Source organism: Streptomyces nigra (genome assembly GCF_003074055.1).
In the GTDB taxonomy this organism is placed as follows: Bacteria; Actinomycetota; Actinomycetes; order Streptomycetales; family Streptomycetaceae; genus Streptomyces; species Streptomyces nigra.
In genome coordinates this window covers 2,954,992-2,980,956 of sequence record NZ_CP029043.1, presented here as the reverse complement: position 1 = coordinate 2,980,956, position 25,965 = coordinate 2,954,992, and the positions used below count along the sequence as shown (strand labels likewise).

Below are 25,965 nucleotides of genomic sequence, written 5' to 3'. Positions count from 1 at the left end.
GGCCGACCACCGGGTTACGACTGTGGGTCCACTCGGGACCGAGGCACCGTGCCGTCAGTGGCTACGGGTAGTTTGGGGTCCCGGTGAGGACTTTCAGGAGGGTTGCCCGTGGCTGCTGATCTGTCGCAGATCGTCAAGGCGTACGACGTGCGCGGAGTGGTCCCGGACCAGTGGGACGAGCCGCTGGCCGAGCTGTTCGGCGCGGCCTTCGCCCGGGTGACCGGCGCGAGCGCGATCGTGATCGGCCACGACATGCGGCCCTCGTCCCCGGGTCTGTCGGGCGCCTTCGCGCGCGGGGCGGCCCGGCTCGGCGTGGACGTCACCGAGATCGGCCTGTGCTCCACCGACCAGCTGTACTACGCGTCGGGCGCCCTGGACCTGCCCGGCGCCATGTTCACGGCCTCGCACAACCCGGCGCAGTACAACGGCATCAAGATGTGCCGCGCCGGCGCCGCCCCCGTCGGCCAGGACACCGGCCTCGCCGACATCCGCGCCCTGGTCGAGGAGTGGACCGCGTCCGGCGCCCCGGCCCCGGCCGCCACGACCGGCTCCATCACCCGGCGCGACACCCTGGACGACTACGCGGCGCATCTGCGCTCCCTCGTCGACCTCACCTCGATCCGCCCCCTGAAGGTCGTCGTCGACGCGGGCAACGGCATGGGCGGCCACACCGTCCCGACCGTGTTCGCGGGGCTCCCGCTGGACGTCGTCCCGATGTACTTCGAGCTGGACGGCACCTTCCCGAACCACGAGGCCAACCCGCTGGACCCGGCGAACATCGTGGACCTGCAGAAGCGGGTCCGCGAGGAGGGCGCCGACCTCGGCATCGCCTTCGACGGCGACGCGGACCGCTGCTTCGTCGTCGACGAGCGCGGCGAGCCCGTCTCGCCGTCCGCCGTCACCGCCCTGGTCGCCGCCCGCGAACTCGCCCGCTACGGCGGGCAGGGCACCGTCATCCACAACCTGATCACCTCGTGGTCCGTCCCCGAGGTCGTCCGGGAGCACGGCGGCACCCCCGTGCGCACCCGCGTCGGGCACTCCTTCATCAAGGCCGAGATGGCGACGTCCGGGGCGATCTTCGGCGGCGAGCACTCCGCGCACTACTACTTCAAGGACTTCTGGAACGCCGACACCGGCATGCTGGCCGCCCTGCACGTCCTCGCGGCGCTCGGCGGCCAGGACGGCACCCTGTCCCGGCTGGTCGCCCAGTACGACCGCTACGCCGGCTCCGGCGAGATCAACTCCACGGTCGCCGACCAGGCCGGCCGCCTCGCCGCGATCCGCGCCGCCTACGAGGGCCGGGACGGCGTCACCTTGGACGAGCTCGACGGCCTCACGGTGACGTCCGCCGACTGGTGGTTCAACGTCCGCCCGTCCAACACCGAGCCCCTCCTGCGGCTCAACGCCGAGGCCCGCGACGAGGCCACGATGGCGAAGGTGCGGGACGAGGCCCTGGCCATCATCAGAGCCTGAGCCCCGCGCGCGGGGCGGCCCGGCGCACCTGTGGGGCAGCGCCCGCGAGCCGCCCCCACCGGCGGTACGCTGACCAGGCACATCCGCACACGCACACGGACCACCGACACCCGCTCCGAAGGGACCCGCCATGCCGCTGGAAGCCGGCCTCCTGGAGATCCTCGCCTGCCCGGCCTGCCACGCCCCTCTGGAGGAGCAGGACACCGAGCTGGTCTGCACCGGTCAGGACTGCGGCCTGGCGTACCCCGTCCGCGACGGCATCCCCGTCCTCCTCGTGGACGAGGCCCGCCGCCCCGCCTAGGACCGCACGGCCGGGCCCCCGCCGGGCCACGGTCTGCCCCCGGCGGGCGCGGGCCCGGCCCGCACCGCACGACGTAAACGCACGAAGCACCCGCACCGACGCACGGCACGACAGAGCCGCCAGAGGACCCGGCGATCGGAGGCCTTCCGCCCATGCTCGACGAATCGCTGCTCGACGCGCCGGAAGCGCTCGCGGAGGCCGACCGCCGTGCCCTGCTCCGCGGCGCGGCGGAAGCAGGCGCCCGCGTCCGCACCGCGGCCCGGCACGCCACCGAGGCAGGCGTCCACGACCTCAAGCCCGACGGCCGCCCCCGCGCCATCCTGATCGCCGGACCCGGCGCCGCCGCCATCTGTGTCGCCGACCTCCTCGGCACCCTCGCCGGCGCCACCAGCCCCGTCACCCGGCTCGCGCCGACCGGCGTCGCACCGGCCGGCGGCGCCCTGCGCTGGGAGCTGCCCGGCTGGGCCGGCTCCGTGGACCTGCTGCTGATCGCCACCCCCGACGGCACCGAGCCCGGCCTGTCGCTCCTCGCCGAGCAGGCCTACCGGCGCGGCTGCACCGTCGTCGCCGTCGGCCCGGCCGGCTCCCCGCTCACCGAGGCCGTGCACAACAACCACGGCCTGTTCGTCCCGATGGCGACCGCCCCCTACGACGAGGACATCCCGCTCGCCGCCTCCGCGCCCGGCGTGCTGTGGGCGCTGCTCACCCCCCTGCTCGCGCTCCTCGACCGGACCGGCGTCCTCGCGGCCCCGCCGGACGCCGTGCAGAAGGTCGCCGACCGCCTCGACCACATCGCCGAGCGCTGCGGCCCGGCCGTCGCGACCTACAGCAACCCGGCCAAGACGCTCGCCGCCGAACTCGCCGACGCGTTGCCGCTGGTCTGGACGGAGGGCGTGTCCGCGGGCCCGGCCGGCCGCCGGTTCGCCGCCGCGCTCGCCGAACTCTCCGGCCACCCCTCGCTCGTCGCCGAACTGCCCGAGGCCCTCTCCGCGCACAGCGCCCTGCTCGCCGGCCGGCTCGCGGCCAGCGCCGACCCCGAGGACTTCTTCCGCGACCGCGTCGAGGAGCCGGCCGCCCTGCACGCGCGCGTGGTGCTGCTGCGCGACCGGCCCATCGGCGGCCTCACCGCCGCGCCCGCCGCCCGCGACCTGGCCCTCAGCCACGACACGCCGATCAGCGAGCTGGAGCCCGAACCGGGCGGCGAGCTGGAGACCCTCGCGGAACTGATCGCGGTCACGGACTTCGCCGCCGTCTATCTGGCGCTCGCCTCCCGCGCCTGAGCCGTCCCCGGGCGCCCGCGCGCGAACCGCCGTACCCGCCGCCGTTGTTCGACGGGCGCCCCCGTCCCACCGAAGAAGACCCGCGCTCGTACGCGCCGGCACGCACGCACAGAGAGCAGGCAGAACCCGCATGGACCGCCTCGACAACACCGTCCGCCCCTACGCCTGGGGTTCCACCACCGCCATCCCGCGGCTCCTCGACGTCGAGCCGACCGGCGAACCGCAGGCGGAGATGTGGATGGGCGCCCACCCCGGCGCCCCCTCGCGCACGGCCCGCGGCACACTCGCCGAGGTGATCGAGGCCGACCCCGAGCGGGAGCTCGGCGCGGCCACCGTCGCCAAGTTCGGCCCCCGCCTGCCCTTCCTGCTCAAGCTCCTCGCCGCCGGCGCCCCGCTCTCCCTCCAGGTCCACCCCGACCTCACCCAGGCCCGGCAGGGCTACGAGGACGAGGAGCGCCGCGGCATCCCCGTCGACGCCGGCCACCGCAACTACAAGGACGCCAACCACAAGCCCGAACTCATCTGCGCGCTCACCGAGTTCGACGGCCTGTGCGGTTTCCGCGACCCCGTTCAGGCCGCCGGTCTGCTCGACGCCCTCGGCGTCGACTCCCTGAAGCCGTACGTCGACCTGCTGCACGCCCGCCCCGAGGAGGCGGCCCTGCGCGAGGTGCTCACGGCGATCCTCACCGCCGACCGCGACGCCATGGCCCACACCGTCGCCGAGGCCGCGGCCGCCTGCACCCGCCTCGGCGGCGAACACGCCCCGTACGCCGGCATCGCCCACCACTACCCCGGCGACCCCGGCGTCATCGCCGCCATGCTCCTCAACCACGTCCGGCTCCAGCCCGGCGAGGCCCTGTTCCTCGGCGCCGGCATCCCGCACGCCTACCTCTCCGGCCTCGGCGTCGAGATCATGGCCAATTCCGACAACGTCCTGCGCTGCGGCCTCACCCCCAAGCACGTCGACGTCCCCGAACTCCTGCGCATCGTCCGCTTCGAGGCGGGCGACCCCGGCGTGCTGCGCCCGGAGGCCGCACCCGACGGCGAGGAGGTCTACGAGACCCCGATCGACGAGTTCCGGCTGTCCCGGTACGTCCTTCCGGAGGGCACCACCGCCCACGACCTCACCCGCGCGACCCCGCAGATCCTGCTCTGCACATCGGGTTCCGTCCGCGCCGGGGAACACGACCTGACGCCGGGCCGGTCGGTCTTCGTACCGGCGGGCGACAAGGCCGAAGTGTCCGGTGCCGGCACGGTGTTCCGGGCCACGGTCGTCGTCTGACCGAGGCATTCGGCGCCCCGGGGCACCGGGCTCCGGCCGGGCTGCGACAATGGCCCACCGGCAAAGGCCGGGCAAAGCCGGACGGGGGTCGCGCGCCCCCGCCGACGAGGCCCGGCCGTCGTACGTACGAAGGCTCCGAAGGTGAAGGGACAACGCGACACATGAGCGCGTCAGGCGGGACCAAGGCGATCGTGGCGGCACTCGCCGCCAACCTCGCAATCGCGGTATCGAAGTTCGTGGCGTTCCTGTTCAGCGGCTCGTCCTCGATGCTCGCCGAATCGGTGCACTCGCTCGCCGACTCCGGCAACCAGGCCCTGCTGCTGGTCGGCGGCAAGAAGGCCCAACGCGAGGCGACCCCGCAACACCCCTTCGGCTACGGCCGCGAGCGCTACATCTACGCCTTCCTCGTCTCGATCATCCTGTTCTCGGTCGGCGGCATGTTCGCCCTCTACGAGGGCTACGAGAAGATCAAGCACCCCCACGAGATCGACCACTGGTACTGGCCGGTCGGCGTCCTCGTCTTCGCGATCATCGCCGAGAGCTTCTCCTTCCGGACCGCCATCAAGGAGTCCAACACCCTGCGCGGCAAGAAGTCCTGGAAGGAGTTCATCCGCCACGCCAAGGCCCCGGAGCTGCCCGTCGTCCTCCTCGAGGACCTCGGCGCGCTGGTCGGTCTGATCCTGGCCCTCGGCGGCGTCGGCCTCGCCCTGCTCACCGGCGACGGCGTCTGGGACGGCGTCGGCACCATCTGCATCGGCGTCCTGCTCGTCCTGATCGCGGTCGTCCTCGCCATCGAGACGAAGTCGCTGCTGCTCGGCGAGTCCGCAGGCACCGAGGAGACCAAGCGGATCGAGGCCGCGATCGTCGACGGCGACACCGTCACCGGCATCATCCACATGCGTACGCTCCACCTCGGCCCCGAGGAGCTGCTCGTCGCCGCCAAGATCGCCGTCCAGCACGACGACACGGCCGCCGAGATCGCCGGCGCGATCAACGCCGCCGAGGGCCGCATCCGCGACGCCGTGCCGATCGCCCGTGTGATCTACCTCGAGCCCGACATCTACAGCGAGGCCGAGGCGGCCAAGGGCGCCGACCCCGAGGCCACCCCGGGCGGCCCCACCCAGCACGACCCCGCCCACTGACACCCGCTCACCCCGAGGGGCCCGCCGGAGCACTTCCGGCGGGCCCCTCGGCACGTGATCCCCTGCTAACCGACCTCGCGCAGCACCTCCACGACGGCCGCCTCGTCCGGCGCGGCCAGCAGCCGCTCCCGGAACCCCGCGTCCATCAGCCTGCGCGACAGCAGTGACAGGATCCGCAGATGCTCGTCCCCGGCGGCCGCCTCCGGTACGGCGATCATGAACACCAGCCGGGCCTTCGTCCCGTCCGGGGAGTCCCACTCGACGCCCTCGTCGGACCGCGCGAACCCGACGACCGGCGCGCTCACCGCGTCCGTCTTGGCGTGCGGGATCGCGATCTCCTCCCCGAGCCCGGTCGTGCCCTGCTCCTCCCGCCGCAGCGCAGCCGCCACCAGCTCGTCCGCGTCCACGACCCGGCCGCCGCGCGCCAGCAGGCCGGCCATCTCCCGGATCGCGGCCTCCTTGTCCACGGCTTCCAGCCGCACCCGCACGGTCCGCTCGGTCAGATGCCCGGACAGCACCTCCCCGGCCTCCCCGGCCTCCCCGGACGACCCGACGCCGGCCACCGACTTCGCCGATTCCATGGCCCCACCGACCCCCGCTCCGACCGGCACGGGCTCCGACACGGCCGCACCCGCCCCGGCGAGGGCCGGCGCACCGCGCCGCCGGCTCACGTCGACGAGGGCGACCGTCGTCAGCGCGGTCACGACCGAACCGATCACCACGGCCACGAAGAACATCGGCACCCCGCTCACCGCGCCCAGCACGGCCACGATCGGCCCGCCGTGCGGCACCGCGTCCTCGACACCGGCGACCCCGGCGATCGCACCGGCGACCGCGCCGCCCAGCATGTTGGCCGGGATGACCTGCGCCGGTCGGGCCGCCGCGAACGGGATCGCGCCCTCGGAGATGCCGAAGCACCCCATGAACAGCGCGGCGAACCCCGTCTCCCGCTCCTGCTCGGAGTACAGCCGCCTGCGCAGCAGCGTCGCCAGGCCCTGGCCCAGCGGCATGACCGGGATCGCGGTCGCGCACATGCCCATGACCGTCTGGTTGCCGGTCGCGATGAGCCCGGCGCCGAACAGGAACGCCGTCTTGTTGACCGGCCCGCCCATGTCGAACGCGATCATCAGGCCCAGGATCGCGCCGAGCAGGACCGCGCTGGTCCCCGTCATCCCGCCCAGCCAGTCGGTCAGGTGCTCGAACACCCAGGAGATCGGCCGGCCGATGACGTAGATGAAGAACAGCCCGAGCGCCGTGGTCGCCACGATCGGGATCACGATGATCGGCATGATCGGCTGCACGAACTTCGGGACCTCGACCTTCTTGATCCACAGCACCAGATACCCGGCGAGGAACCCGGTCACGATGGCCCCGATGAACCCGGCCCCCGCCTTGGAGTCGTACAGCTCCCCGGTGTTCGCGATCCAGCCGCCGATCATGCCCGGCACGAGCGCGGGCCGGTCGCCGATGGCATAGGCGATATAGCCGGACAGGATCGGCACCATCAGTGTGAAGCCGATGACGCCGATGTTGTTCACGTCCATCCAGAAGGAGTCCTTCGGGATGACCAGGCCGCCCGACGGGTCCGTGTGCCCGCCCAGCGACAGCGATATCGCGATCAGCAGCCCGCCGACCACGACGAACGGGATCATGTAGCTGACCCCGTTCATCAGCGCCCTGTACCCGGCGCTCCGCTCCTTGCCGCCGCCGGACGCGGGGGCGGTGGGGGCGCCTCCGCCCGTGTGCACGGGTGCCGACAGCACCCGCTCGATCAGCCGCTCGGGGTGCCGGATGCCCTCCGCCACCCCCACGGTCAGGACCCGCTTGCCGGCGAAACGGCTCAGGTCCACGTCCTTGTCGGCGGCGACGATCACCCCGTCCGCCTGCCTGACATCGTTGTCGTCGAGGACGTTCTCCGCCCCGATGGAGCCCTGCGTCTCCACCTTCATGTCGATGCCGCGGCTCTCGGCGGCCTGGGAGAGCTTCTCGGCCGCCATATACGTGTGCGCGATGCCGGTCGGGCAGGCGGTCACCGCGAGCAACCTCACACGCCGCTGCTCGTCACCGCCGCCCGTGGGGGGAGGGCCGGCTGGACTGGTCACGTCGATCTCCTTACGCCACTGCCCCGCGCCCACCGTCCCGGGTGCCGCGCGGGCCCGTCTGGGTCCCGGTCTGCCGGGCATCCTGCACCACCGCACGGCCGGCTCAAAGGGCCGGCCGCCCCTCGCCGAAGTCCCGCCCCCGCCCTCCGCAAGGCCTTCACCCGCTGCGCGCAGCCGCCCCGGGATGGCGCGAACCGTTCGGAGGCGGGCTGGGGACTGCGGGGCATCCCGGTGTAGCTTGGAGGAGAGCCAGACGTCGCTGCTGATGGCGGTCGGGCGGTCCCGACACGGACCGGCCGAGGGAGAGAGGGCCTCCGACGACTGCGCTGCGCGCACGCGGGCATGCCTGTGCCCTCTTCGGGGCACCCCGGTGTCCGCCGCCGCGCAGAACAGCCGTACCCACCCTCGCCCCGATACCGAGGAGCAGCCCGTAATGACGACTGTCGACAACCGACAGGACTTCAAGGTCGCCGACCTCTCCCTGGCCGAGTTCGGCCGCAAGGAGATCACCCTCGCCGAGCACGAGATGCCCGGCCTGATGGCGATCCGCAAGGAGTACGCCGAGGCGCAGCCGCTGGCCGGCGCCCGCATCACCGGCTCGCTGCACATGACCGTGCAGACCGCCGTCCTCATCGAGACGCTGGCCGCGCTCGGCGCCCAGGTCCGCTGGGCCTCCTGCAACATCTTCTCCACCCAGGACCACGCCGCCGCCGCGATCGCCGTCGGCCCGAACGGCACGCCCGACAACCCGCAGGGCATCCCGGTCTTCGCCTGGAAGGGCGAGACGCTGGAGGAGTACTGGTGGTGCACCGAGCAGGCGCTGACCTGGCCGGACAGCCCCACCGGCGGCCCGAACATGATCCTCGACGACGGCGGTGACGCCACCCTCCTCGTCCACAAGGGCGTCGAGTACGAGAAGGACGGCAAGGTCCCGGACGTCGACACCGCCGAGTCCGACGAGCACCGCGTCATCCTCGAGCTCCTGCACCGCACCATCACGGACGGCTCGCAGAAGTGGACCCAGCTGGCCTCCGAGATCCGCGGCGTGACCGAGGAGACCACGACCGGCGTCCACCGCCTGTACGAGATGCAGCGCGACGGCGCCCTCCTGTTCCCGGCGATCAACGTCAACGACGCGGTCACCAAGTCGAAGTTCGACAACAAGTACGGCTGCCGCCACTCCCTCATCGACGGCATCAACCGCGCCACCGACGTCCTCATCGGCGGCAAGACCGCCGTCGTCTGCGGCTACGGCGACGTCGGCAAGGGCTGCGCGGAGTCCCTGCGCGGCCAGGGCGCCCGGGTGATCGTCACCGAGATCGACCCGATCTGCGCCCTGCAGGCGGCGATGGACGGCTACCAGGTCACGACCCTCGACGAGGTCATCGACAAGGCCGACATCTTCATCACCACGACCGGCAACAAGGACATCATCATGGCCTCGGACATGGCCAAGATGAAGCACCAGGCGATCGTCGGCAACATCGGCCACTTCGACAACGAGATCGACATGGCCGGCCTCGCCAAGGTCCCCGGCATCGTCAAGGACGAGGTCAAGCCGCAGGTCCACACCTGGACCTTCCCGGACGGCAAGGTGATCATCGTGCTGTCCGAGGGCCGCCTGCTGAACCTGGGCAACGCCACCGGTCACCCGTCCTTCGTGATGTCCAACTCGTTCGCGGACCAGACCCTGGCCCAGATCGAGCTGTTCACCAAGCCCGACGAGTACCCGACCGGCGTCTACACGCTGCCCAAGCACCTGGACGAGAAGGTCGCCCGTCTCCACCTGGACGCGCTCGGCGTGAAGCTCACCAAGCTCCGCCCCGAGCAGGCCGCCTACATCGGCGTCGAGGTCGAGGGCCCCTTCAAGCCGGACCACTACCGCTACTGAGCCGAGCGCCCCGCGCTCCCTCGGCAGCAGCAGCCGCGTTCCATCGAGGCAGGCCCCCGCACCCCCGTGCCGGGGGCCTGCCCCTTTGGCCCGTACGTCCCCTCGCGCGTACGGGCCTCGGCCCGCGCGGCCGGACCAGCCCGTCACGACCGGACCGCTCGCGAGACCGGACCGCCCGTCAAGCCCCAGGACCCCGATGCCCCGCGGCCGCTATTCGCTCCTCGATCCGCACGATCACACCCCCTTCGCCCACGAACACTTCCAGTGCGCCCCCGGCCCCTCCGGCTGGCGCTACGTCGCCCGGCGCACCACCCCCGCCGGCGACGACACCGGCTCCGTCGACCTCACCCTCGACGCCCTCGGCCGCCCCCTCCGCCTGGAACTCCACGCCGGGGGCTGGCAGGTGCGCGGCGCCGCCCTCGACGGCGTCACCTGGGTCCGCACCGACCCCACGGGGGCCGAGGCCACCGAAGGCAATGTGCCGACCCACGCCTTCACCGGGACGTCCCCCGCGTTCCTCGTCGCCACCACCCGTCTGCTGCGCCTCACCCCTTCCGCCTCCGCGACCCGCGTACGCCTGGTGGCCCTCACGGACCCGGTCCTCGCCCCCCGCACCGTGGACCAGTCCTGGGCACTGGTGAACAGCGAAACACACGCCACTGACAACGGGCCCCTGACCGTGGACGAGTACCAGGTCACCGCCCTGGACACGGGCGAGCAGCACACGGTGCACATCGCCGGAGACGTGGTCCTCGCGGCCCCCGGCATCGAGCTCGAGGACCTGGACTCACCCCCGTCGACGTTCAGTTGACCGAGTGGGACCAGCCGGACCGGGCGGACTAGGCGGGCGGCACGAAGCCGGTGGACGGCCGCGAGCCGGACCGATCCTCGACGGGCGGCGGGTCCTGCGGCTCCGGGTGATAGGCCTCCGGGCGGTACGGCTCCGAGGGCTCGGGGCGATAGGGCGCGGCCCCCTGGGGCATGGGCGCGGGCATCGCGCCGGGAGCGGTGCTCGGACGGTCGCCGGCCGGAGGCGCCGCGGCGAAGGCACGGCGAGCCTCCCGCGTCTGCCGCTCGTGCAGGACCGCCGCGAGATACGGCGCGGGCGGGACCCCCGGCGGCACCGGCGCACCCGTCCGGGCCGCCAGCTCCGCCGCGAGCCGCTGCGCCATGCCCCAGCCCACCTGCGGATCCAACGACCGCATCCGCGTGAGGTACTGCCGGATTTCCAGCCACAGCCCGTCCGGCACCGCCGACAGATCCAGCGCCGAGAACCGCCCCGCCAGCCACGGCGGCGGAGGCGGCACGAACCCCGTCCGCCCCTCCGGCACCCGCTCCCGTACGACGAGCGTCCCGGCGAACACATCACCGAGCCGTCGCCCGCGCGCGGAGACGAGCGAGGCGATGACGGCGACCACGCCCAGCGTCAGCAGGATCTCGATCACCCCGATGAGCCCCCGCACCAGGGCGTGCCGGAACCGGATCGGCCCCCCGTCGTCCCGCACCACCCGCAACCCGCAGGCCAGCTTCCCCAGCGAACGCCCATGACTGAGCGTCTCGACCGCGATCGGCCCGCCGACCAGCAGCAACACGAACAATGCCACCGACAGAGCGGCCTGCGCCGCCTCGTCCAGAGACGCCGTCGCCGCCACCACGGCGATCGTCACGACGATGTACGCCACCACCGCCACCGCCAGATCGAGCAGCACGGCCAGGGCCCTGCTGGGCAGCTTCGCGGGACGCAGCTCCAGCGCCACCGCCTCGCCCGTCACGAGCTCACTCACGCCGACCGTCCTTCCCTGACCTGCCCCTTGAGTGGCCAGTCTGCCAAGCTGAGGGCGCGTCGCGCCGCAGTACGACAAGCTGACGTCCACCAGGAACCGCCGACGAACAGCCGGGGAGCAGAAAAGCAGATGGACCTCGACGTCTTCGTCACCGCCCACCGCGCGGAGTGGGACCGCCTCGACACCCTGCTCGGCCGGCAACGCCGCCTCACGGGTGCCGAAGCCGACGAACTCGTCGTCCTCTACCAGCGCGCGGCCACCCATCTGTCCCTGATCCAGTCCAGCGCCCCCGACCCCCAGCTCACCGGACGCCTCAGCCAGCTCGTGGCCCGCGCGCGCAGCGCGGTGACCGGCACCCGGCGCGCGTCATGGCGCGACGTGACCCGCTTCTTCGCCCACAGCTTCCCCGCCGCGGTCTACCGCTCCCGCCACTGGTGGATGCCGACCGCGCTCCTGTCCACGCTGGTGGCGGCCCTCCTGGGCTGGTGGATCGGCACCCACCCGGAAGTGCAGGCCACCATCGCGGCGCCCAGCGAACTGCGCGAGCTCACCCGCCCCGGCGGCCAGTACGAGACGTACTACTCCAGCCACCCGGCGGCGTCGTTCGCGGCCCAGGTATGGACGAACAACGCGTGGGCGGCCGCGCTCTGCCTGATCCTCGGTGTCTTCCTCGGCCTGCCCGTCCTTTGGATCCTCTTCCAGAACATGCTCAACCTCGGCGTCGGCATCGGCCTGATGTCATCGGCGGGACGCCTGGACACCTTCCTCGGCCTGGTCCTGCCGCACGGCCTGCTCGAACTGACGGCGGTCTTCGTGGCCGCCGGCACCGGCCTCCGCCTCGGCTGGACCCTGATCGACCCGGGCCCCCGCACCCGACGCTCCGCCCTGGCGGAGGAGGGCCGCGCCGCGCTCGGCATGGCGATAGGACTGGCGCTGGTCCTTTTCGTGTCCGGCGCCATCGAAGGCTTCGTGACCCCTTCGGGCCTGCCCACCTGGGCCCGCATCATCATCGGCGTCCTCGCCGAACTGGTCTTCCTCGTCTACGTCTATGTCGTCGGCGGACGCGCCGCGCGTGAAGGCGAGACGGGTGATGTCGAGCAGGCCGAGCGCAGCGCGTCCGTGCCGACGGCCGCTTGATGTGCGTACGGGCCTGTTGAGCTGCTAGTCTCCTCTTCGCCCCGCAAGAGCCGTTGACACGGCGCGAGCGGGGAGGTAGATTCGAACAGTTGCCTGGAGGCGGACGCAGTCCGACCGGGCAGGTGAGAACCTATCTGCTTCAGTGGAACATCGATTCCCGAGAAGCCTCTCCCGATGAATCGGAAAAGAGCGGCCGGTCAGTTCGGCCCAAAACTTCTGATAAAGTCGGAACCGCCGGAAAGGGAAACGCGGAAGCGGGAACCTGGAAAGCACCGAGGAAATCGGATCGGAAAGATCTGATAGAGTCGGAAACGCAAGACCGAAGGGAAGCGCCCGGAGGAAAGCCCGAGAGGGTGAGTACAAAGGAAGCGTCCGTTCCTTGAGAACTCAACAGCGTGCCAAAAGTCAACGCCAGATATGTTGATACCCCGTCTCCAGCATCTGCTGGGGCGAGGTTCCTTTGAAAAAACACAGCGAGGACGCTGTGAACGTCGGGATTATTCCTCCCGATGTTCCGCTCTCGTGATGTGTGCACCCGATCACGGGTAAACATTCACGGAGAGTTTGATCCTGGCTCAGGACGAACGCTGGCGGCGTGCTTAACACATGCAAGTCGAACGATGAACCACTTCGGTGGGGATTAGTGGCGAACGGGTGAGTAACACGTGGGCAATCTGCCCTGCACTCTGGGACAAGCCCTGGAAACGGGGTCTAATACCGGATACTGAGCCACTTGGGCATCCAAGTGGTTCGAAAGCTCCGGCGGTGCAGGATGAGCCCGCGGCCTATCAGCTTGTTGGTGAGGTAATGGCTCACCAAGGCGACGACGGGTAGCCGGCCTGAGAGGGCGACCGGCCACACTGGGACTGAGACACGGCCCAGACTCCTACGGGAGGCAGCAGTGGGGAATATTGCACAATGGGCGAAAGCCTGATGCAGCGACGCCGCGTGAGGGATGACGGCCTTCGGGTTGTAAACCTCTTTCAGCAGGGAAGAAGCGAAAGTGACGGTACCTGCAGAAGAAGCGCCGGCTAACTACGTGCCAGCAGCCGCGGTAATACGTAGGGCGCAAGCGTTGTCCGGAATTATTGGGCGTAAAGAGCTCGTAGGCGGCTTGTCACGTCGGTTGTGAAAGCCCGGGGCTTAACCCCGGGTCTGCAGTCGATACGGGCAGGCTAGAGTTCGGTAGGGGAGATCGGAATTCCTGGTGTAGCGGTGAAATGCGCAGATATCAGGAGGAACACCGGTGGCGAAGGCGGATCTCTGGGCCGATACTGACGCTGAGGAGCGAAAGCGTGGGGAGCGAACAGGATTAGATACCCTGGTAGTCCACGCCGTAAACGGTGGGCACTAGGTGTGGGCAACATTCCACGTTGTCCGTGCCGCAGCTAACGCATTAAGTGCCCCGCCTGGGGAGTACGGCCGCAAGGCTAAAACTCAAAGGAATTGACGGGGGCCCGCACAAGCGGCGGAGCATGTGGCTTAATTCGACGCAACGCGAAGAACCTTACCAAGGCTTGACATACACCGGAAACGTCCAGAGATGGGCGCCCCCTTGTGGTCGGTGTACAGGTGGTGCATGGCTGTCGTCAGCTCGTGTCGTGAGATGTTGGGTTAAGTCCCGCAACGAGCGCAACCCTTGTCCCGTGTTGCCAGCAGGCCCTTGTGGTGCTGGGGACTCACGGGAGACCGCCGGGGTCAACTCGGAGGAAGGTGGGGACGACGTCAAGTCATCATGCCCCTTATGTCTTGGGCTGCACACGTGCTACAATGGCCGGTACAATGAGCTGCGATACCGCGAGGTGGAGCGAATCTCAAAAAGCCGGTCTCAGTTCGGATTGGGGTCTGCAACTCGACCCCATGAAGTCGGAGTCGCTAGTAATCGCAGATCAGCATTGCTGCGGTGAATACGTTCCCGGGCCTTGTACACACCGCCCGTCACGTCACGAAAGTCGGTAACACCCGAAGCCGGTGGCCCAACCCCTTGTGGGAGGGAGCTGTCGAAGGTGGGACTGGCGATTGGGACGAAGTCGTAACAAGGTAGCCGTACCGGAAGGTGCGGCTGGATCACCTCCTTTCTAAGGAGCACTTCTAAGCCAGGCTTGCCTGGTTCAGAGGCCAGTACATCAGCGAATGTCTGATGCTGGTTGCTCATGGGTGGAACGTTGACTACTCGGCACGGTCCAGGATGGACCAGGCGCTAGTACTGCTCTTCGGGGCGTGGAACGCTGATCTGGTCAACTGACTGTGTCGGGCACGCTGTTGGGTGTCTGAAGGTACGGCCGTATGGTCGCTTTCAGTGCCGGCCCCAGTGCACTCGAGCCGTAAGGCTTGGGGTGATGGGTGGTTGGTCGTTGTTTGAGAACTGCACAGTGGACGCGAGCATCTGTGGCCAAGTTTTTAAGGGCGCACGGTGGATGCCTTGGCACCAGGAACCGATGAAGGACGTGGGAGGCCACGATAGTCCCCGGGGAGTCGTCAACCAGGCTTTGATCCGGGGGTTTCCGAATGGGGAAACCCGGCAGTCGTCATGGGCTGTCACCCGCTGCTGAACACATAGGCAGTGTGGAGGGAACGCGGGGAAGTGAAACATCTCAGTACCCGCAGGAAGAGAAAACAACCGTGATTCCGGGAGTAGTGGCGAGCGAAACCGGATGAGGCCAAACCGTATGCGTGTGAGACCCGGCAGGGGTTGCGCATTCGGGGTTGTGGGATCTCTCTTTCATGGTCTGCCGGCCATGAGACGAGTCAGAAACCGTTGATGTAGGCGAAGGACATGCGAAAGGTCCGGCGTAGAGGGTAAGACCCCCGTAGTCGAAACGTCAGCGGCTCGTTTGAGAGACACCCAAGTAGCACGGGGCCCGAGAAATCCCGTGTGAATCTGGCGGGACCACCCGCTAAGCCTAAATATTCCCTGGTGACCGATAGCGGATAGTACCGTGAGGGAATGGTGAAAAGTACCGCGGGAGCGGAGTGAAATAGTACCTGAAACCGTGTGCCTACAAGCCGTGGGAGCGTCGGGCGAGCACTTGTGCTTGCCTCGTGACTGCGTGCCTTTTGAAGAATGAGCCTGCGAGTTTGCGGTGTGTTGCGAGGTTAACCCGTGTGGGGAAGCCGTAGCGAAAGCGAGTCCGAATAGGGCGATTCAGTAGCGCGCTCAAGACCCGAAGCGGAGTGATCTAGCCATGGGCAGGTTGAAGCGGAGGTAAGACTTCGTGGAGGACCGAACCCACCAGGGTTGAAAACCTGGGGGATGACCTGTGGTTAGGGGTGAAAGGCCAATCAAACTCCGTGATAGCTGGTTCTCCCCGAAATGCATTTAGGTGCAGCGTCGTGTGTTTCTTGCCGGAGGTAGAGCACTGGATAGGCGATGGGCCCTACCGGGTTACTGACCTTAGCCAAACTCCGAATGCCGGTAAGTGAGAGCGCGGCAGTGAGACTGTGGGGGATAAGCTCCATGGTCGAGAGGGAAACAGCCCAGAGCATCGACTAAGGCCCCTAAGCGTACGCTAAGTGGGAAAGGATGTGGAGTCGCAGAGACAACCAGGAGGTTGGCTTAGAAGCAGCCACCCTTGAAAGAGTGCGTAATAGCTCACTGGTCTAGTGATTCCGCGCCGACAATGTAGCGGGGCTCAAGCGTACCGCCGAAGTCGTGTCATTGCGATATGTACCCCCAACGGGGATCGTGATGGGTAGGGGAGCGTCGTGTGCCGGGTGAAGCAGCACCGGAAGGTAGTTGTGGACGGTTCACGAGTGAGAATGCAGGCATGAGTAGCGATACAAACGTGAGAAACGTTTGCGCCGATTGACTAAGGGTTCCTGGGTCAAGCTGATCTGCCCAGGGTAAGTCGGGACCTAAGGCGAGGCCGACAGGCGTAGTCGATGGATAACCGGTTGATATTCCGGTACCCGCTGTGAAGCGTCAAACATCGAATCCAGTGATGCTAAGCCCGTGAAGCCGCCGGCTGAGTCTTCGGACGAGGTCGGAGTGGTGGAGCCGGTGACCCGAGCTGGTAGTAGGTGAGTGATGGGGTGACGCAGGAAGGTAGTCCATCCCGGGCGGTGGTTGTCCCGGGGTAAGGGTGTAGGACGGTGTGTAGGCAAATCCGCACACCATTGAGTCTGAGACCTGATGCCGAGCCGATTGTGGTGAAGTGGATGATCCTATGCTGTCGAGAAAAGCCTCTAGCGAGTTTCATGGCGGCCCGTACCCTAAACCGACTCAGGTGGTCAGGTAGAGAATACCGAGGCGTTCGGGTGAACTATGGTTAAGGAACTCGGCAAAATGCCCCCGTAACTTCGGGAGAAGGGGGGCCACATCCGGTGAGAGGACTTGCTCCTCGAGCTGGGGGTGGCCGCAGAGACCAGCGAGAAGCGACTGTTTACTAAAAACACAGGTCCGTGCGAAGCCGTAAGGCGATGTATACGGACTGACGCCTGCCCGGTGCTGGAACGTTAAGGGGACCGGTTAGTCCGATTTCGGTCGGGCGAAGCTGAGAACTTAAGCGCCAGTAAACGGCGGTGGTAACTATAACCATCCTAAGGTAGCGAAATTCCTTGTCGGGTAAGTTCCGACCTGCACGAATGGCGTAACGACTTCTCGACTGTCTCAACCATAGGCCCGGTGAAATTGCACTACGAGTAAAGATGCTCGTTTCGCGCAGCAGGACGGAAAGACCCCGGGACCTTTACTACAGTTTGATATTGGTGTTCGGTTCGGCTTGTGTAGGATAGCTGGGAGACTGTGAAGCTTGGACGCCAGTTCAGGTGGAGTCGTCGTTGAAATACCAGTCTGGTCGTGCTGGATGTCTAACCTGGGTCCGTGATCCGGATCAGGGACAGTGTCTGATGGGTAGTTTAACTGGGGCGGTTGCCTCCTAAAGAGTAACGGAGGCGCCCAAAGGTTCCCTCAGCCTGGTTGGCAATCAGGTGTTGAGTGTAAGTGCACAAGGGAGCTTGACTGTGAGACCGACGGGTCGAGCAGGGACGAAAGTCGGGACTAGTGATCCGGCGGTGGCTTGTGGAAGCGCCGTCGCTCAACGGATAAAAGGTACCCCGGGGATAACAGGCTGATCTTCCCCAAGAGTCCATATCGACGGGATGGTTTGGCACCTCGATGTCGGCTCGTCGCATCCTGGGGCTGGAGTCGGTCCCAAGGGTTGGGCTGTTCGCCCATTAAAGCGGTACGCGAGCTGGGTTTAGAACGTCGTGAGACAGTTCGGTCCCTATCCGCTGTGCGCGTAGGAGTCTTGAGAAGGGCTGTCCCTAGTACGAGAGGACCGGGACGGACGAACCTCTGGTGTGCCAGTTGTCCTGCCAAGGGCATGGCTGGTTGGCTACGTTCGGGAGGGATAACCGCTGAAAGCATCTAAGCGGGAAGCCTGCTTCGAGATGAGGACTCCCACCCACTTGATGGGGTAAGGCTCCCAGTAGACGACTGGGTTGATAGGCCGGATCTGGAAGCACGGTAACGTGTGGAGGTGACCGGTACTAATAGGCCGAGGGCTTGTCCTCAGTTGCTCGCGTCCACTGTGTTGGTTCTGAAACCACGAACAACCCCATGTGCCACACATGGTGCGGTTGAACAGTTTCATAGTGTTTCGGTGGTCATAGCGTGAGGGAAACGCCCGGTTACATTCCGAACCCGGAAGCTAAGCCTTACAGCGCCGATGGTACTGCAGGGGGGACCCTGTGGGAGAGTAGGACACCGCCGAACAATTTTTGGGAAAGGGCTCACACCTTATGGTGTGGGCCCTTTCCGCATTTCCGGTTCCTTGTTTTGGTAGGCCCTTTCTGGTGACAGAAGGGGCCTTTTTTTGTTTTCCGTCGTCAGAGGCGGCCGGCTGTTTTGAGGGCCAGGTAGGCGTCGGCCAGGGCGGGGGCGAGGTCGTCCGGGGCGGCGTCCACGACCGTGACGCCGTGGCGGCGCAGTTGTTCCGCCGTACGGTGGCGTTCGGCCTGAGCCTGGGCCGCCGACGCGGCCTCGTAGACCGCGTCCGTGTGGCCGCGGGCCTTGGCCATGCTCGCGATGTGCGGGTCGGCCACGGAGGCCAGAAGGACCGTGTGGCGCCGGGTGAGTTGAGGCAGGACCGGGAGCAGGCCCTCCTCGATCGGGGCTGCGTCGAGTGCCGTGAGCAGGACGATCAGGGAGTGGCGGGGGGCCGTACGCAGGGTTGTGGAGGTGAGGCCTCGGGCGTCGGTCTCGAGGAGTTCGGGTTCCAGCGTGGCCATCGCGTCGACCAGGGAGGGGAGGACGTCTCTGGCCGTGCGGCCCTGGACCAGGGCGCGGACCCGGCGGTCGTAGGCGAGGAGGTCGACGCGGTCGCCGGCGCGGGAGGCCAGGGCTGCCAGGAGGAGGGCCGCGTCCATGGAGGCGTCCAGGCGCGGGGCGTCGCCGACGCGGCCGGCCGAGGTACGGCCGGTGTCCAGGACGAGCAGGATGTGGCGGTCGCGTTCGGGGCGCCAGGTGCGGACGGCGACCGTGGAGTGCCGGGCGGTGGCGCGCCAGTCGATGGAGCGGGTGTCGTCGCCGGGGACGTACTCGCGCAGGCTGTCGAACTCGGTGCCCTCGCCGCGGGTGATCAGGCTGGTGCGGCCGTCGAGTTCGCGCAGGCGCGCCAGCTTGGACGGCAGGTGCTTGCGGCTTGTGAACGGCGGGAGGACCCGTACGGTCCAGGGGACCTTGTGGGTGGCCTGGCGGGCGAAGAGTCCGAGGGGGCCGTAGGAGCGGATCGTGACGCGGTCGGCCTGGCGGTCGCCTCGGCGGGTGGGGCGGAGGCGGGTGGTGAGGCGTCGGCGTTCGCCCGCGGGGATGTTCACGCGGTGACGGGAGGCCTCGACCTCGGTGCCGGGCTGCCAGCTGCTCGGCGGCCAGGCGTCGCGCAGGTGGGCGCGGAGTGGGCGGCCCGACGGGTTGGTGACCGTCAGGGTGACGTCGGCCGTGTCGCCCAGGCGTACCGAGGTGTCGCCCGAGCGGGTGAGGCGCAGGCGTCGTACGGGGGCGGCCAGGGCGAAGTCGCAGGCGCAGGCGGCGGCCAGGGGCGCGTTGACGGCGAGGATGCCCGTCCAACTGGGGTCCCAGATGCCGACGGGGAGGGAGCCCAGGGCCGCGAGGAGTGCGGCGCGTCCGGTGAAGGCCATCAGCGCGGGACGGGGACGTGGGCGAGGATCGCGTTGATGACGGAGTCGGCGGTGACGCCCTCCATCTCGGCCTCGGGGCGGAGCTGGACGCGGTGGCGCAGCGTCGGCAGGGCGAGGGCCTTGACGTCGTCGGGGATGACGTAGTCGCGGCCGGTGAGCCAGGCCCAGGCGCGGGCGGTGGCCAGCAGGGCCGTGGCGCCGCGCGGGGAGACGCCGAGGGACAGGGAGGGCGATTCGCGGGTGGCGCGGCAGATGTCGACGACGTAGGCCGTGATCTCGGGGGAGATCGCCGTCTTGGCTACGGCGGCGCGTGCGGCTTCGAGGTCGGCGGGGCCCGCCACGGGGCGTACGCCGGCGGCGTGCAGGTCGCGCGGGTTGAAGCCCTCGGCGTGGCGGGTGAGGACGTCGATCTCGTCCTGGCGGGAAGGCAGCGGGATCGTCAGCTTGAGGAGGAAACGGTCCAACTGGGCTTCGGGGAGGGGGTAGGTGCCCTCGTACTCGACGGGGTTCTGTGTCGCGGCGACGAGGAAGGGCTCCGGGAGGGGGCGGGGGGTGCCGTCGACGGTGACCTGGCGTTCCTCCATGGCCTCCAGGAGGGAGGACTGGGTCTTCGGCGGGGTCCGGTTGATCTCGTCGGCGAGCAGGAGGTTGGTGAAGACCGGGCCGGGCTGGAAGGAGAACTCGGCGGTGCGGGTGTCGTAGACGAGGGAGCCGGTGACGTCGCTCGGCATGAGGTCGGGGGTGAACTGGACGCGCTTGGTGTCGAGTTCGAGGGCCGAGGCGAGGGTGCGGACGAGCAGTGTCTTGGCGACGCCGGGGACGCCTTCGAGGAGGACGTGTCCGCGGCACAGGAGGGCGACGACGAGGCCGGTGACTGCGGGGTCCTGGCCGACCACGGCTTTGGCGATCTCGGCGCGCAGGGCCTCCAGGGAGGCGCGGGCGGCGCCCTGGTCCCCGGTGTTCCCGGCGTTGTCAGTGGTCGGGTCCATCATGGACGGCGTACCTCTCTTTCGAGGGCGTCGAGTTGGTCGGTGAGGGAGACGAGTGCCGCGTCGTCGCCGGGCGGCGGGCCGAAGAGGAGGGTGTGCAGGCTCTGTCCGTCTCCGTGCCGGTGGAGGTGGGCGGAGAGCGCGGGGAGCAGGGCCTCGGGCGTGTGCGCCTGGGTGAGGGGGACACCTACGAGGGGGGCGAGGCGAATGCGTGTGGTGGAGCGAAGAGCGGTGGCCGCGCGGTCGCGGGCGTTGGCTTTGCGGTAGAGGCGGGCGCGGCCTTCGACGGTCTCGGAGGCGCGGATCGCCACGGGGAGTTTTTCGGGCACCAGGGGGCCGAGCCGGCGTGCCCGCCACAGGGCGGCGACGGCCGCGGCGATGAAGAGCTGCAGCGTGCCCCAGAGCCAGCCCGAGGGGAGCAGGTCGAAGAAGCCGCGCTGGTCGTCCTCGTCGGCGGCCGCGGTGTCGGAGAGCGTGGGGAGGTACCAGACCAGATGGGGGCGGGAGCCGAGGAGCTGGAGGGCGAGCGAGGCGTTGCCCTGCTCGTCGAGGCGGTCGTTGAAGAGGATGTCGGGTGCGCCGATGACGACGGTGTCGCCGGTGCCGTCGCCGCCGGTCTCCGGGATGCGCAGGAGGGTGGCGAGGCGGTCGCTGGGGTAGCACTCGTCGGCGTCGAGGTGAGTGGTCGTGTAGCGCATGCCGCCCGTCTCGGCGGTGCCGGCGCGGCGGGCGGCGGGCAGCGCGCAGTCGGGGGAGAGCGTCGAGTCGAGGCTGTTGGCGGGGTCGGCGGTGACGCCGGGGGCGAGGCGTTCGACGGACGGGCTGCCGGGGGCGACGAGGACCGTGCGGCCCGCGGCGCCGGTGGTCGCGGTGCGCAGGGCCCGCTGTTGTCCGGGGGTGAGCAGATCGGGGGCGGCGACCAGGAGGGTGGTGTCGGCGTCGGCCGCGGCGCGTGCCTCGTCGAGGGTGGTGACGACGGTCGTGTCCACTCCGCGCTCGGCGAGGAGTTCGGCGACGGCTCTGCTGCCCTGGCGGTCGGCGGAGCGGGGGTCGAGGGTGCCGTGCCGGGCGTCGGAGCGGATCGTGGCGATCGCGACGGCCGCCGCGAGCAGGACGACGAGGGCGAGGGCGATGCCTCGCGTGCGGGTCCAGACCTGGCGGGCGCTGGGCGAGGCCGAGGTGGACGGGGGTGTGGCCTCGGTCGTCATCCGGCGGCTCCCCGGTCGTGGGGGGTGTGGGCGGCGAGCTGCGGCTTGGTGTTCTCCAGGTCGCGGTCCAGGGCCGCGAGGTGCTGGTACGTCTGCTGGGAGGCGGTCCGCCCGCCGTATGTGACGTCGTCGAAGGCGCGGGCGGCCGCCCGGAGCCGGTCGGTGTGGCCGGGCAGGGAGCGGCCGGCGTCCGCGGCGGCCTCGTCCGCGGTGCGGCCGGGGCGGACGTCGAGGAGCGCGCGTTCCTCCAGGGCGCGGACGATGGCGCGCATGCGTTCCTGGACGGCGCGGTTCCAGTGGCCCTGGGCGGCGTGGGCCTCGGCGGCCGAGCGGTGCTCGGCGGCGCTTCGGGGGCGGTCGTCGAACAGGGCGGCGGACGAGGTGGGTTCGCGGCGCGGGGTGCCCAGGCGCCACCACAGGACGCCGATCACGGCGAGGACGACCAGGATGACGACGACCAGGCCGACTGTGCCGCCGGGCGTGGCGGTCGAGGCGCTGTCGAACAGGTCCTCGACCCAGTCCCAGAAGGCGTCCAGCGCGCGCTGGAACCAGCCGGGGTCGTCCTCGTGGTACCTGCTCTTGGACAGCTCTCGCCTGGCCGCCTCCCGCGCGGGGTCGCGCGGTGTCGTGAGCGGCGGCGCGTCGTCCGAGGCCGCCACCGACGCCCGTACGGCGGTGTCACCGGCGCCCAGGAGCGCGCGGGCAGCCGTGTGCGGCAGCCCCGGTACCGCTGAAAGAACTCCCCCCGGCAAGCTCACCTATTCAGCTCCCCGGAGTGCCGGTGCCGGAGCCCTGGACGCCGGCCGCGCGGGCCAGTTCGAGGTCGAGGGCCTCGCGGCGGATGCGCTGGTCGATGTAGAGCAGCACGGTCACGCCCGCCGTGATCGGGAGCGTGATCATGGAGCCGATCACCGAGCCCACACCGCTGACGATGAGGAACGTCCAGCCGAACTCGGTGGTGCCGTTGAGGATGTTGGAGGCGCCCTCGCCGCTGACCGCGCCGGCCAGGAACGTGAAGGGGATGATGACGATCGCCGCGACGACGTTCGCGATGATCATGGCCAGCAGCTGGATGCCGAACACCCGCCACCAGGAGCCCTTGACCAGCTTCGCGGAGCGGCTCAGCGCCTTCCGGATGCCCTGCTTCTCCAGCATCAGCGCGGGGGAGGCGAGGGAGAAGCGGAACCACAGCCATACCGCGACGACGGTGGAGGCGAGCGCGCCGAGGACGGCGAGGGCGATGCCCCCGTCACCGGCTCCCGAGGCGGCCAGGACGATGCCCGGGACGGCGCCCGCTACGGCGACGCCCATGGTGATGAGCAGCAGCAGGAACAGCAGGCCGAAGAGGCGCGGCACCTGCGGGCGGGCGTCGCGCCACGCCTCGCCGGTGCTGACCGGCTTGCCGAGCACCGCGCGGCTGGTGACGGTCGTCAGCAGAGCGGTGGCGATGACCGTGCCGATCGCCGAGATCAGGAGGATGACGCCGGAGTTGAGCAGAGAGTCGCCCATGGCGCGGGTGATCTCGTCGAGGGTGGCGCTGGGGTCGTTGAGGGCGTCGGTGTCGACGCGGTCGTCCAGGAGGAAGCCCTGGACGAGGATGACGAGGATCTCCGTGACGACGGCGACGGTGAGGGAGATGCCGAGGACCGTGCGCCAGTGGGTGCGCATGGTGGAGACGGCGCCGTCGAGGATCTCGCCGACGCCGAGGGGGCGCAGCGGGATCACGCCGGGCTTGGCGGCCGGCGGGGGTCCTCCCCAGCCACCGCCCCAGCCGCCGTATCCGCCGGGGGGTCCGTAGCCCTGGGGGGCGCCGCCCCAGCCGCCGGGTGCGCCGGGGCCGGCCGGGGGCGGGGTGCCCCAGCCCGGGCCGGGCGGTGGTGGCGGGGCCTGGCCGGGGGGCTGGGTGCCCGTGGGGGCGGACCACTGGCCGGCCGGCGGCTGCTCCTTGGACCAGTTCGGGCCGGGGGCCGGCTGGTCCGCCGGTGGCTGCTGCGCGGATTCGGGGCTGTCTGCGGGCTCGGCAGGACCGGACGCACCGGGCTCCTGCCCGTCGGACGGGGCGGATCCGGGCGAGGCCCAGCCCGGAGTGTCTTTCATCGTCGCTCCTTCACGGTGCCCGTCCGCGGTCGCGGCGGCAGTTCGGCAGCCATCGTGCCATGGGGGCACCGCGGAGGTACCCGCCGAGGTATGGCCTGCTTCCCTTCAATTGTCCGACGGAGACGGGGCAGACTGACGGCATGGCTGATCAGTACGCGCATTCCGGCGAGGACGGCAAGCCCACCGATGTACCGGCGATCCGGTGGGACGAACCACCGGAGGGCCCGGTTCTGGTCCTTCTGGACCAGACGAAACTGCCCGCGGAGGAGGTCGAGCTGGTGTGCACGGACGCCTCCGCGCTGGTCGAGGCGATCCGTTCGCTGGCCGTGCGCGGGGCGCCGCTGCTCGGTATCGCCGGGGCGTACGGGGTCGCGCTCGCCGCCGCGCGGGGCTTCGACGTGGACGCCGCGGCCGACGAGCTGGCGGGCGCCCGCCCGACGGCGGTGAACCTGGCGCTGGGGGTGCGCAGGGCGCGGGACGCCTACCGGGCCGAGCTGGCCGGGAGCGGCGACGTCGGGCGGGCCGCGTCGGCGGCGCTCGGGGCGGCGCGGGCGCTGCACGTGGAGGACGCCGAGGCGAGCGGCAGGATGGCCGAGCGGGGACTGGCCCTGCTGGACGAGCTGCTGCCCGGCGGCGGCCACCGCATCCTCACGCACTGCAACACGGGGGCGCTGGTGTCCGGCGGTGAGGGCACGGCGTTCGCGGTGGCGCTCGCCGCGCACCGGGCGGGGCGGCTCAGGCGCCTGTGGGTGGACGAGACGCGGCCCCTGCTGCAGGGGGCCCGGCTGACGGCGTACGAGGCGGCGCGGACCGGGATGGCGTACACGCTGCTCACGGACAACGCGGCGGGTTCGCTGTTCGCGGCCGGTGAGGTGGACGCGGTGCTGATCGGGGCGGACCGGATCGCGGCCGACGGGTCGGTGGCGAACAAGGTCGGGAGCTATCCGCTCGCGGTGCTGGCGCGCTACCACCATGTGCCGTTCATCGTGGTGGCGCCGCTGACGACGGTGGACCCGGCGACGCCGGACGGGGCGTCCATCGAGGTGGAGCAGCGTGCGGGGTCCGAGGTGACGGAGCTCGCCGTGCCGCAGGCGTCGGCGGTGGGCGGGGGTCCGGGCACCGGGATCCCGGTCGCGCCGCTGGGGACGCAGGCGTACAACCCGGCGTTCGACGTGACGCCGCCGGAGCTGGTCACGGCGATCGTGACGGAGGGGGGTGTCGTGTCGCCTGTGACGGCTGAGGCGCTCGCCGCCCTGTGCGTGAAGGCGGGATCTTCTGCTCGGACGGCGTGATCCGGTCACCTCGACAGGGTGAGCAAAGGGGTCGAACCCCCAGAAAGGTCACGCGCTGTGTGGTGACCGAGGGCAGACAGTGCGGATGACCTACGACTAAGGTCGCTGGTCGGTGACCTATCTCACCACTGCCTTCGCCACCGTTATGAGAATGGGATGATGTCGTTTATGAAGGGACGAGTCCTTGTCGTCGACGACGACACCGCACTGGCCGAGATGCTCGGCATTGTGCTGCGTGGTGAAGGTTTTGAGCCGTCTTTCGTAGCCGACGGCGACAAGGCGCTGGCCGCTTTTCGCGAGACCAAGCCGGATCTGGTGCTGCTCGACCTGATGCTGCCCGGAAGGGACGGCATCGAGGTGTGCCGCCTGATCCGCGCCGAGTCGGGCGTGCCGATCGTGATGCTGACGGCGAAGAGCGACACCGTCGACGTCGTCGTCGGACTGGAGTCCGGCGCCGACGACTACATCGTGAAGCCGTTCAAGCCGAAGGAGCTCGTGGCCCGTATCCGGGCGCGGCTGCGGAGGTCTGAGGAGCCGGCGCCGGAGCAGCTCGCCATCGGCGACCTGGTCATCGATGTGGCGGGGCACTCCGTGAAGCGGGACGGGCAGTCCATCGCGCTGACGCCGCTGGAGTTCGACCTGCTGGTGGCGCTGGCCCGTAAGCCGTGGCAGGTGTTCACGCGCGAGGTGCTGCTCGAGCAGGTCTGGGGCTACCGGCACGCGGCCGACACCCGGCTGGTCAACGTGCATGTCCAGCGACTGCGCTCCAAGGTCGAGAAGGACCCCGAGCGCCCCGAGATCGTGGTGACCGTCCGCGGCGTCGGATACAAGGCAGGGCCGAGCTGAC

Annotated in this window: 17 protein-coding genes and 3 rRNA genes; 13 read left to right on the top strand and 7 right to left on the bottom strand. The window is 69.5% G+C overall.

Annotated features, from left to right (window positions below; all coding sequences use genetic code 11):
* Positions 1–108: 108 nt before the first annotated feature.
* The 5 genes from DC008_RS13625 to DC008_RS13605 all read left to right on the top strand — a co-directional run bounded on the left by DC008_RS13625 (position 109) and on the right by DC008_RS13605 (position 5,478).
* Positions 109–1,473 carry a phosphomannomutase/phosphoglucomutase gene (locus tag DC008_RS13625; protein ID WP_108707209.1) on the top strand — a complete coding sequence of 455 codons (1,365 nt, stop codon included), beginning with the start codon at positions 109–111 and terminating at the stop codon, positions 1,471–1,473.
* A gap of 130 nt (positions 1,474–1,603) precedes the next feature.
* Positions 1,604–1,774: a Trm112 family protein gene (locus DC008_RS13620; protein WP_078883827.1), complete on the top strand. Its 171-nt coding sequence runs from the start codon at positions 1,604–1,606 to the stop codon at positions 1,772–1,774.
* Between the two features lie 152 nt (positions 1,775–1,926).
* Positions 1,927–3,054, top strand: coding sequence for an SIS domain-containing protein (locus DC008_RS13615; protein WP_108707208.1), 1,128 nt, complete (start codon positions 1,927–1,929; stop codon positions 3,052–3,054).
* A 130-nt stretch (positions 3,055–3,184) separates the two neighbouring features.
* Positions 3,185–4,336 (top strand): mannose-6-phosphate isomerase, class I, encoded by a 1,152-nt coding sequence (manA, locus tag DC008_RS13610; RefSeq protein ID WP_108707207.1) that lies wholly within the window; start codon positions 3,185–3,187, stop codon positions 4,334–4,336.
* Positions 4,337–4,497: 161 nt separating this feature from the next.
* Positions 4,498–5,478: a cation diffusion facilitator family transporter gene (locus tag DC008_RS13605; RefSeq protein ID WP_108707206.1), complete on the top strand. Its 981-nt coding sequence runs from the start codon at positions 4,498–4,500 to the stop codon at positions 5,476–5,478.
* A gap of 65 nt (positions 5,479–5,543) precedes the next feature.
* Here the strand turns inward: DC008_RS13605 and DC008_RS13600 are convergent, their stop codons facing one another.
* Positions 5,544–7,580 carry a fructose-specific PTS transporter subunit EIIC gene (locus DC008_RS13600; RefSeq protein WP_279632326.1) on the bottom strand — a complete coding sequence of 679 codons (2,037 nt, stop codon included), beginning with the start codon at positions 7,578–7,580 and terminating at the stop codon, positions 5,544–5,546.
* 433 nt (positions 7,581–8,013) lie between these two features.
* Here DC008_RS13600 and ahcY point away from each other — a divergent pair, with 433 nt between their 5' ends.
* Both ahcY and DC008_RS13585 read left to right on the top strand, forming a co-directional pair.
* The gene (gene ahcY / locus DC008_RS13590) at positions 8,014–9,471 is read left to right on the top strand and encodes an adenosylhomocysteinase (RefSeq protein WP_108707203.1); all 1,458 of its coding nucleotides are present in this window, start codon (positions 8,014–8,016) and stop codon (positions 9,469–9,471) included.
* Between the two features lie 196 nt (positions 9,472–9,667).
* Complete coding sequence (locus tag DC008_RS13585; protein ID WP_108707202.1) at positions 9,668–10,282, top strand: hypothetical protein; 615 nt, start codon at positions 9,668–9,670, stop codon at positions 10,280–10,282.
* A gap of 28 nt (positions 10,283–10,310) precedes the next feature.
* Here the strand turns inward: DC008_RS13585 and DC008_RS13580 are convergent, their stop codons facing one another.
* Positions 10,311–11,255 carry an RDD family protein gene (locus DC008_RS13580; protein WP_108707201.1) on the bottom strand — a complete coding sequence of 315 codons (945 nt, stop codon included), beginning with the start codon at positions 11,253–11,255 and terminating at the stop codon, positions 10,311–10,313.
* A 129-nt stretch (positions 11,256–11,384) separates the two neighbouring features.
* On the opposite strand from DC008_RS13580, the gene DC008_RS13575 reads away from it, so the two are divergent.
* The 4 genes from DC008_RS13575 (at position 11,385) to rrf (ending at position 18,108) form a co-directional block, all read left to right on the top strand.
* Complete coding sequence (locus DC008_RS13575; protein WP_108707200.1) at positions 11,385–12,392, top strand: stage II sporulation protein M; 1,008 nt, start codon at positions 11,385–11,387, stop codon at positions 12,390–12,392.
* A 552-nt stretch (positions 12,393–12,944) separates the two neighbouring features.
* Positions 12,945–14,470, top strand: a 16S ribosomal RNA gene (locus DC008_RS13565).
* A 312-nt stretch (positions 14,471–14,782) separates the two neighbouring features.
* Positions 14,783–17,906, top strand: a 23S ribosomal RNA gene (locus tag DC008_RS13560).
* A gap of 85 nt (positions 17,907–17,991) precedes the next feature.
* A 5S ribosomal RNA gene (rrf, locus tag DC008_RS13555) occupies positions 17,992–18,108 on the top strand.
* Together the 16S, 23S and 5S rRNA genes form the textbook arrangement of a ribosomal RNA operon.
* Positions 18,109–18,221: 113 nt before the next feature.
* On the opposite strand, the gene DC008_RS13550 is transcribed toward rrf, so the two are convergent.
* From DC008_RS13550 to DC008_RS13530, 5 genes are read right to left on the bottom strand one after another with little or no spacing between them, the layout of a single operon-like run.
* Positions 18,222–19,532 carry a DUF58 domain-containing protein gene (locus tag DC008_RS13550; protein WP_108707198.1) on the bottom strand — a complete coding sequence of 437 codons (1,311 nt, stop codon included), beginning with the start codon at positions 19,530–19,532 and terminating at the stop codon, positions 18,222–18,224.
* Positions 19,532–20,521, bottom strand: a complete 990-nt coding sequence (locus tag DC008_RS13545) for an AAA family ATPase (protein WP_108707197.1) — start codon at positions 20,519–20,521, stop codon at positions 19,532–19,534. Before DC008_RS13545 ends, DC008_RS13550 begins: the two co-directional genes overlap by 1 nt.
* Positions 20,521–21,729 (bottom strand): DUF4350 domain-containing protein, encoded by a 1,209-nt coding sequence (locus tag DC008_RS13540; protein WP_108707196.1) that lies wholly within the window; start codon positions 21,727–21,729, stop codon positions 20,521–20,523. The genes DC008_RS13545 and DC008_RS13540 overlap by 1 nt, the downstream gene beginning before the upstream one ends.
* Positions 21,726–22,487 carry a DUF4129 domain-containing protein gene (locus tag DC008_RS13535; protein WP_108707195.1) on the bottom strand — a complete coding sequence of 254 codons (762 nt, stop codon included), beginning with the start codon at positions 22,485–22,487 and terminating at the stop codon, positions 21,726–21,728. Before DC008_RS13535 ends, DC008_RS13540 begins: the two co-directional genes overlap by 4 nt.
* Before the next feature lie 4 nt (positions 22,488–22,491).
* Complete coding sequence (locus DC008_RS13530) at positions 22,492–23,826, bottom strand: DUF7847 domain-containing protein (protein WP_108707194.1); 1,335 nt, start codon at positions 23,824–23,826, stop codon at positions 22,492–22,494.
* 140 nt (positions 23,827–23,966) lie between these two features.
* Between DC008_RS13530 and mtnA the strand changes: the two genes are divergently transcribed.
* Positions 23,967–25,118, top strand: coding sequence for an S-methyl-5-thioribose-1-phosphate isomerase (mtnA, locus tag DC008_RS13525; protein WP_108707193.1), 1,152 nt, complete (start codon positions 23,967–23,969; stop codon positions 25,116–25,118).
* A 156-nt stretch (positions 25,119–25,274) separates the two neighbouring features.
* Complete coding sequence (gene mtrA / locus DC008_RS13520) at positions 25,275–25,964, top strand: two-component system response regulator MtrA (RefSeq protein WP_015659998.1); 690 nt, start codon at positions 25,275–25,277, stop codon at positions 25,962–25,964.
* The last annotated feature ends 1 nt before the right edge of the window (position 25,965 follow it).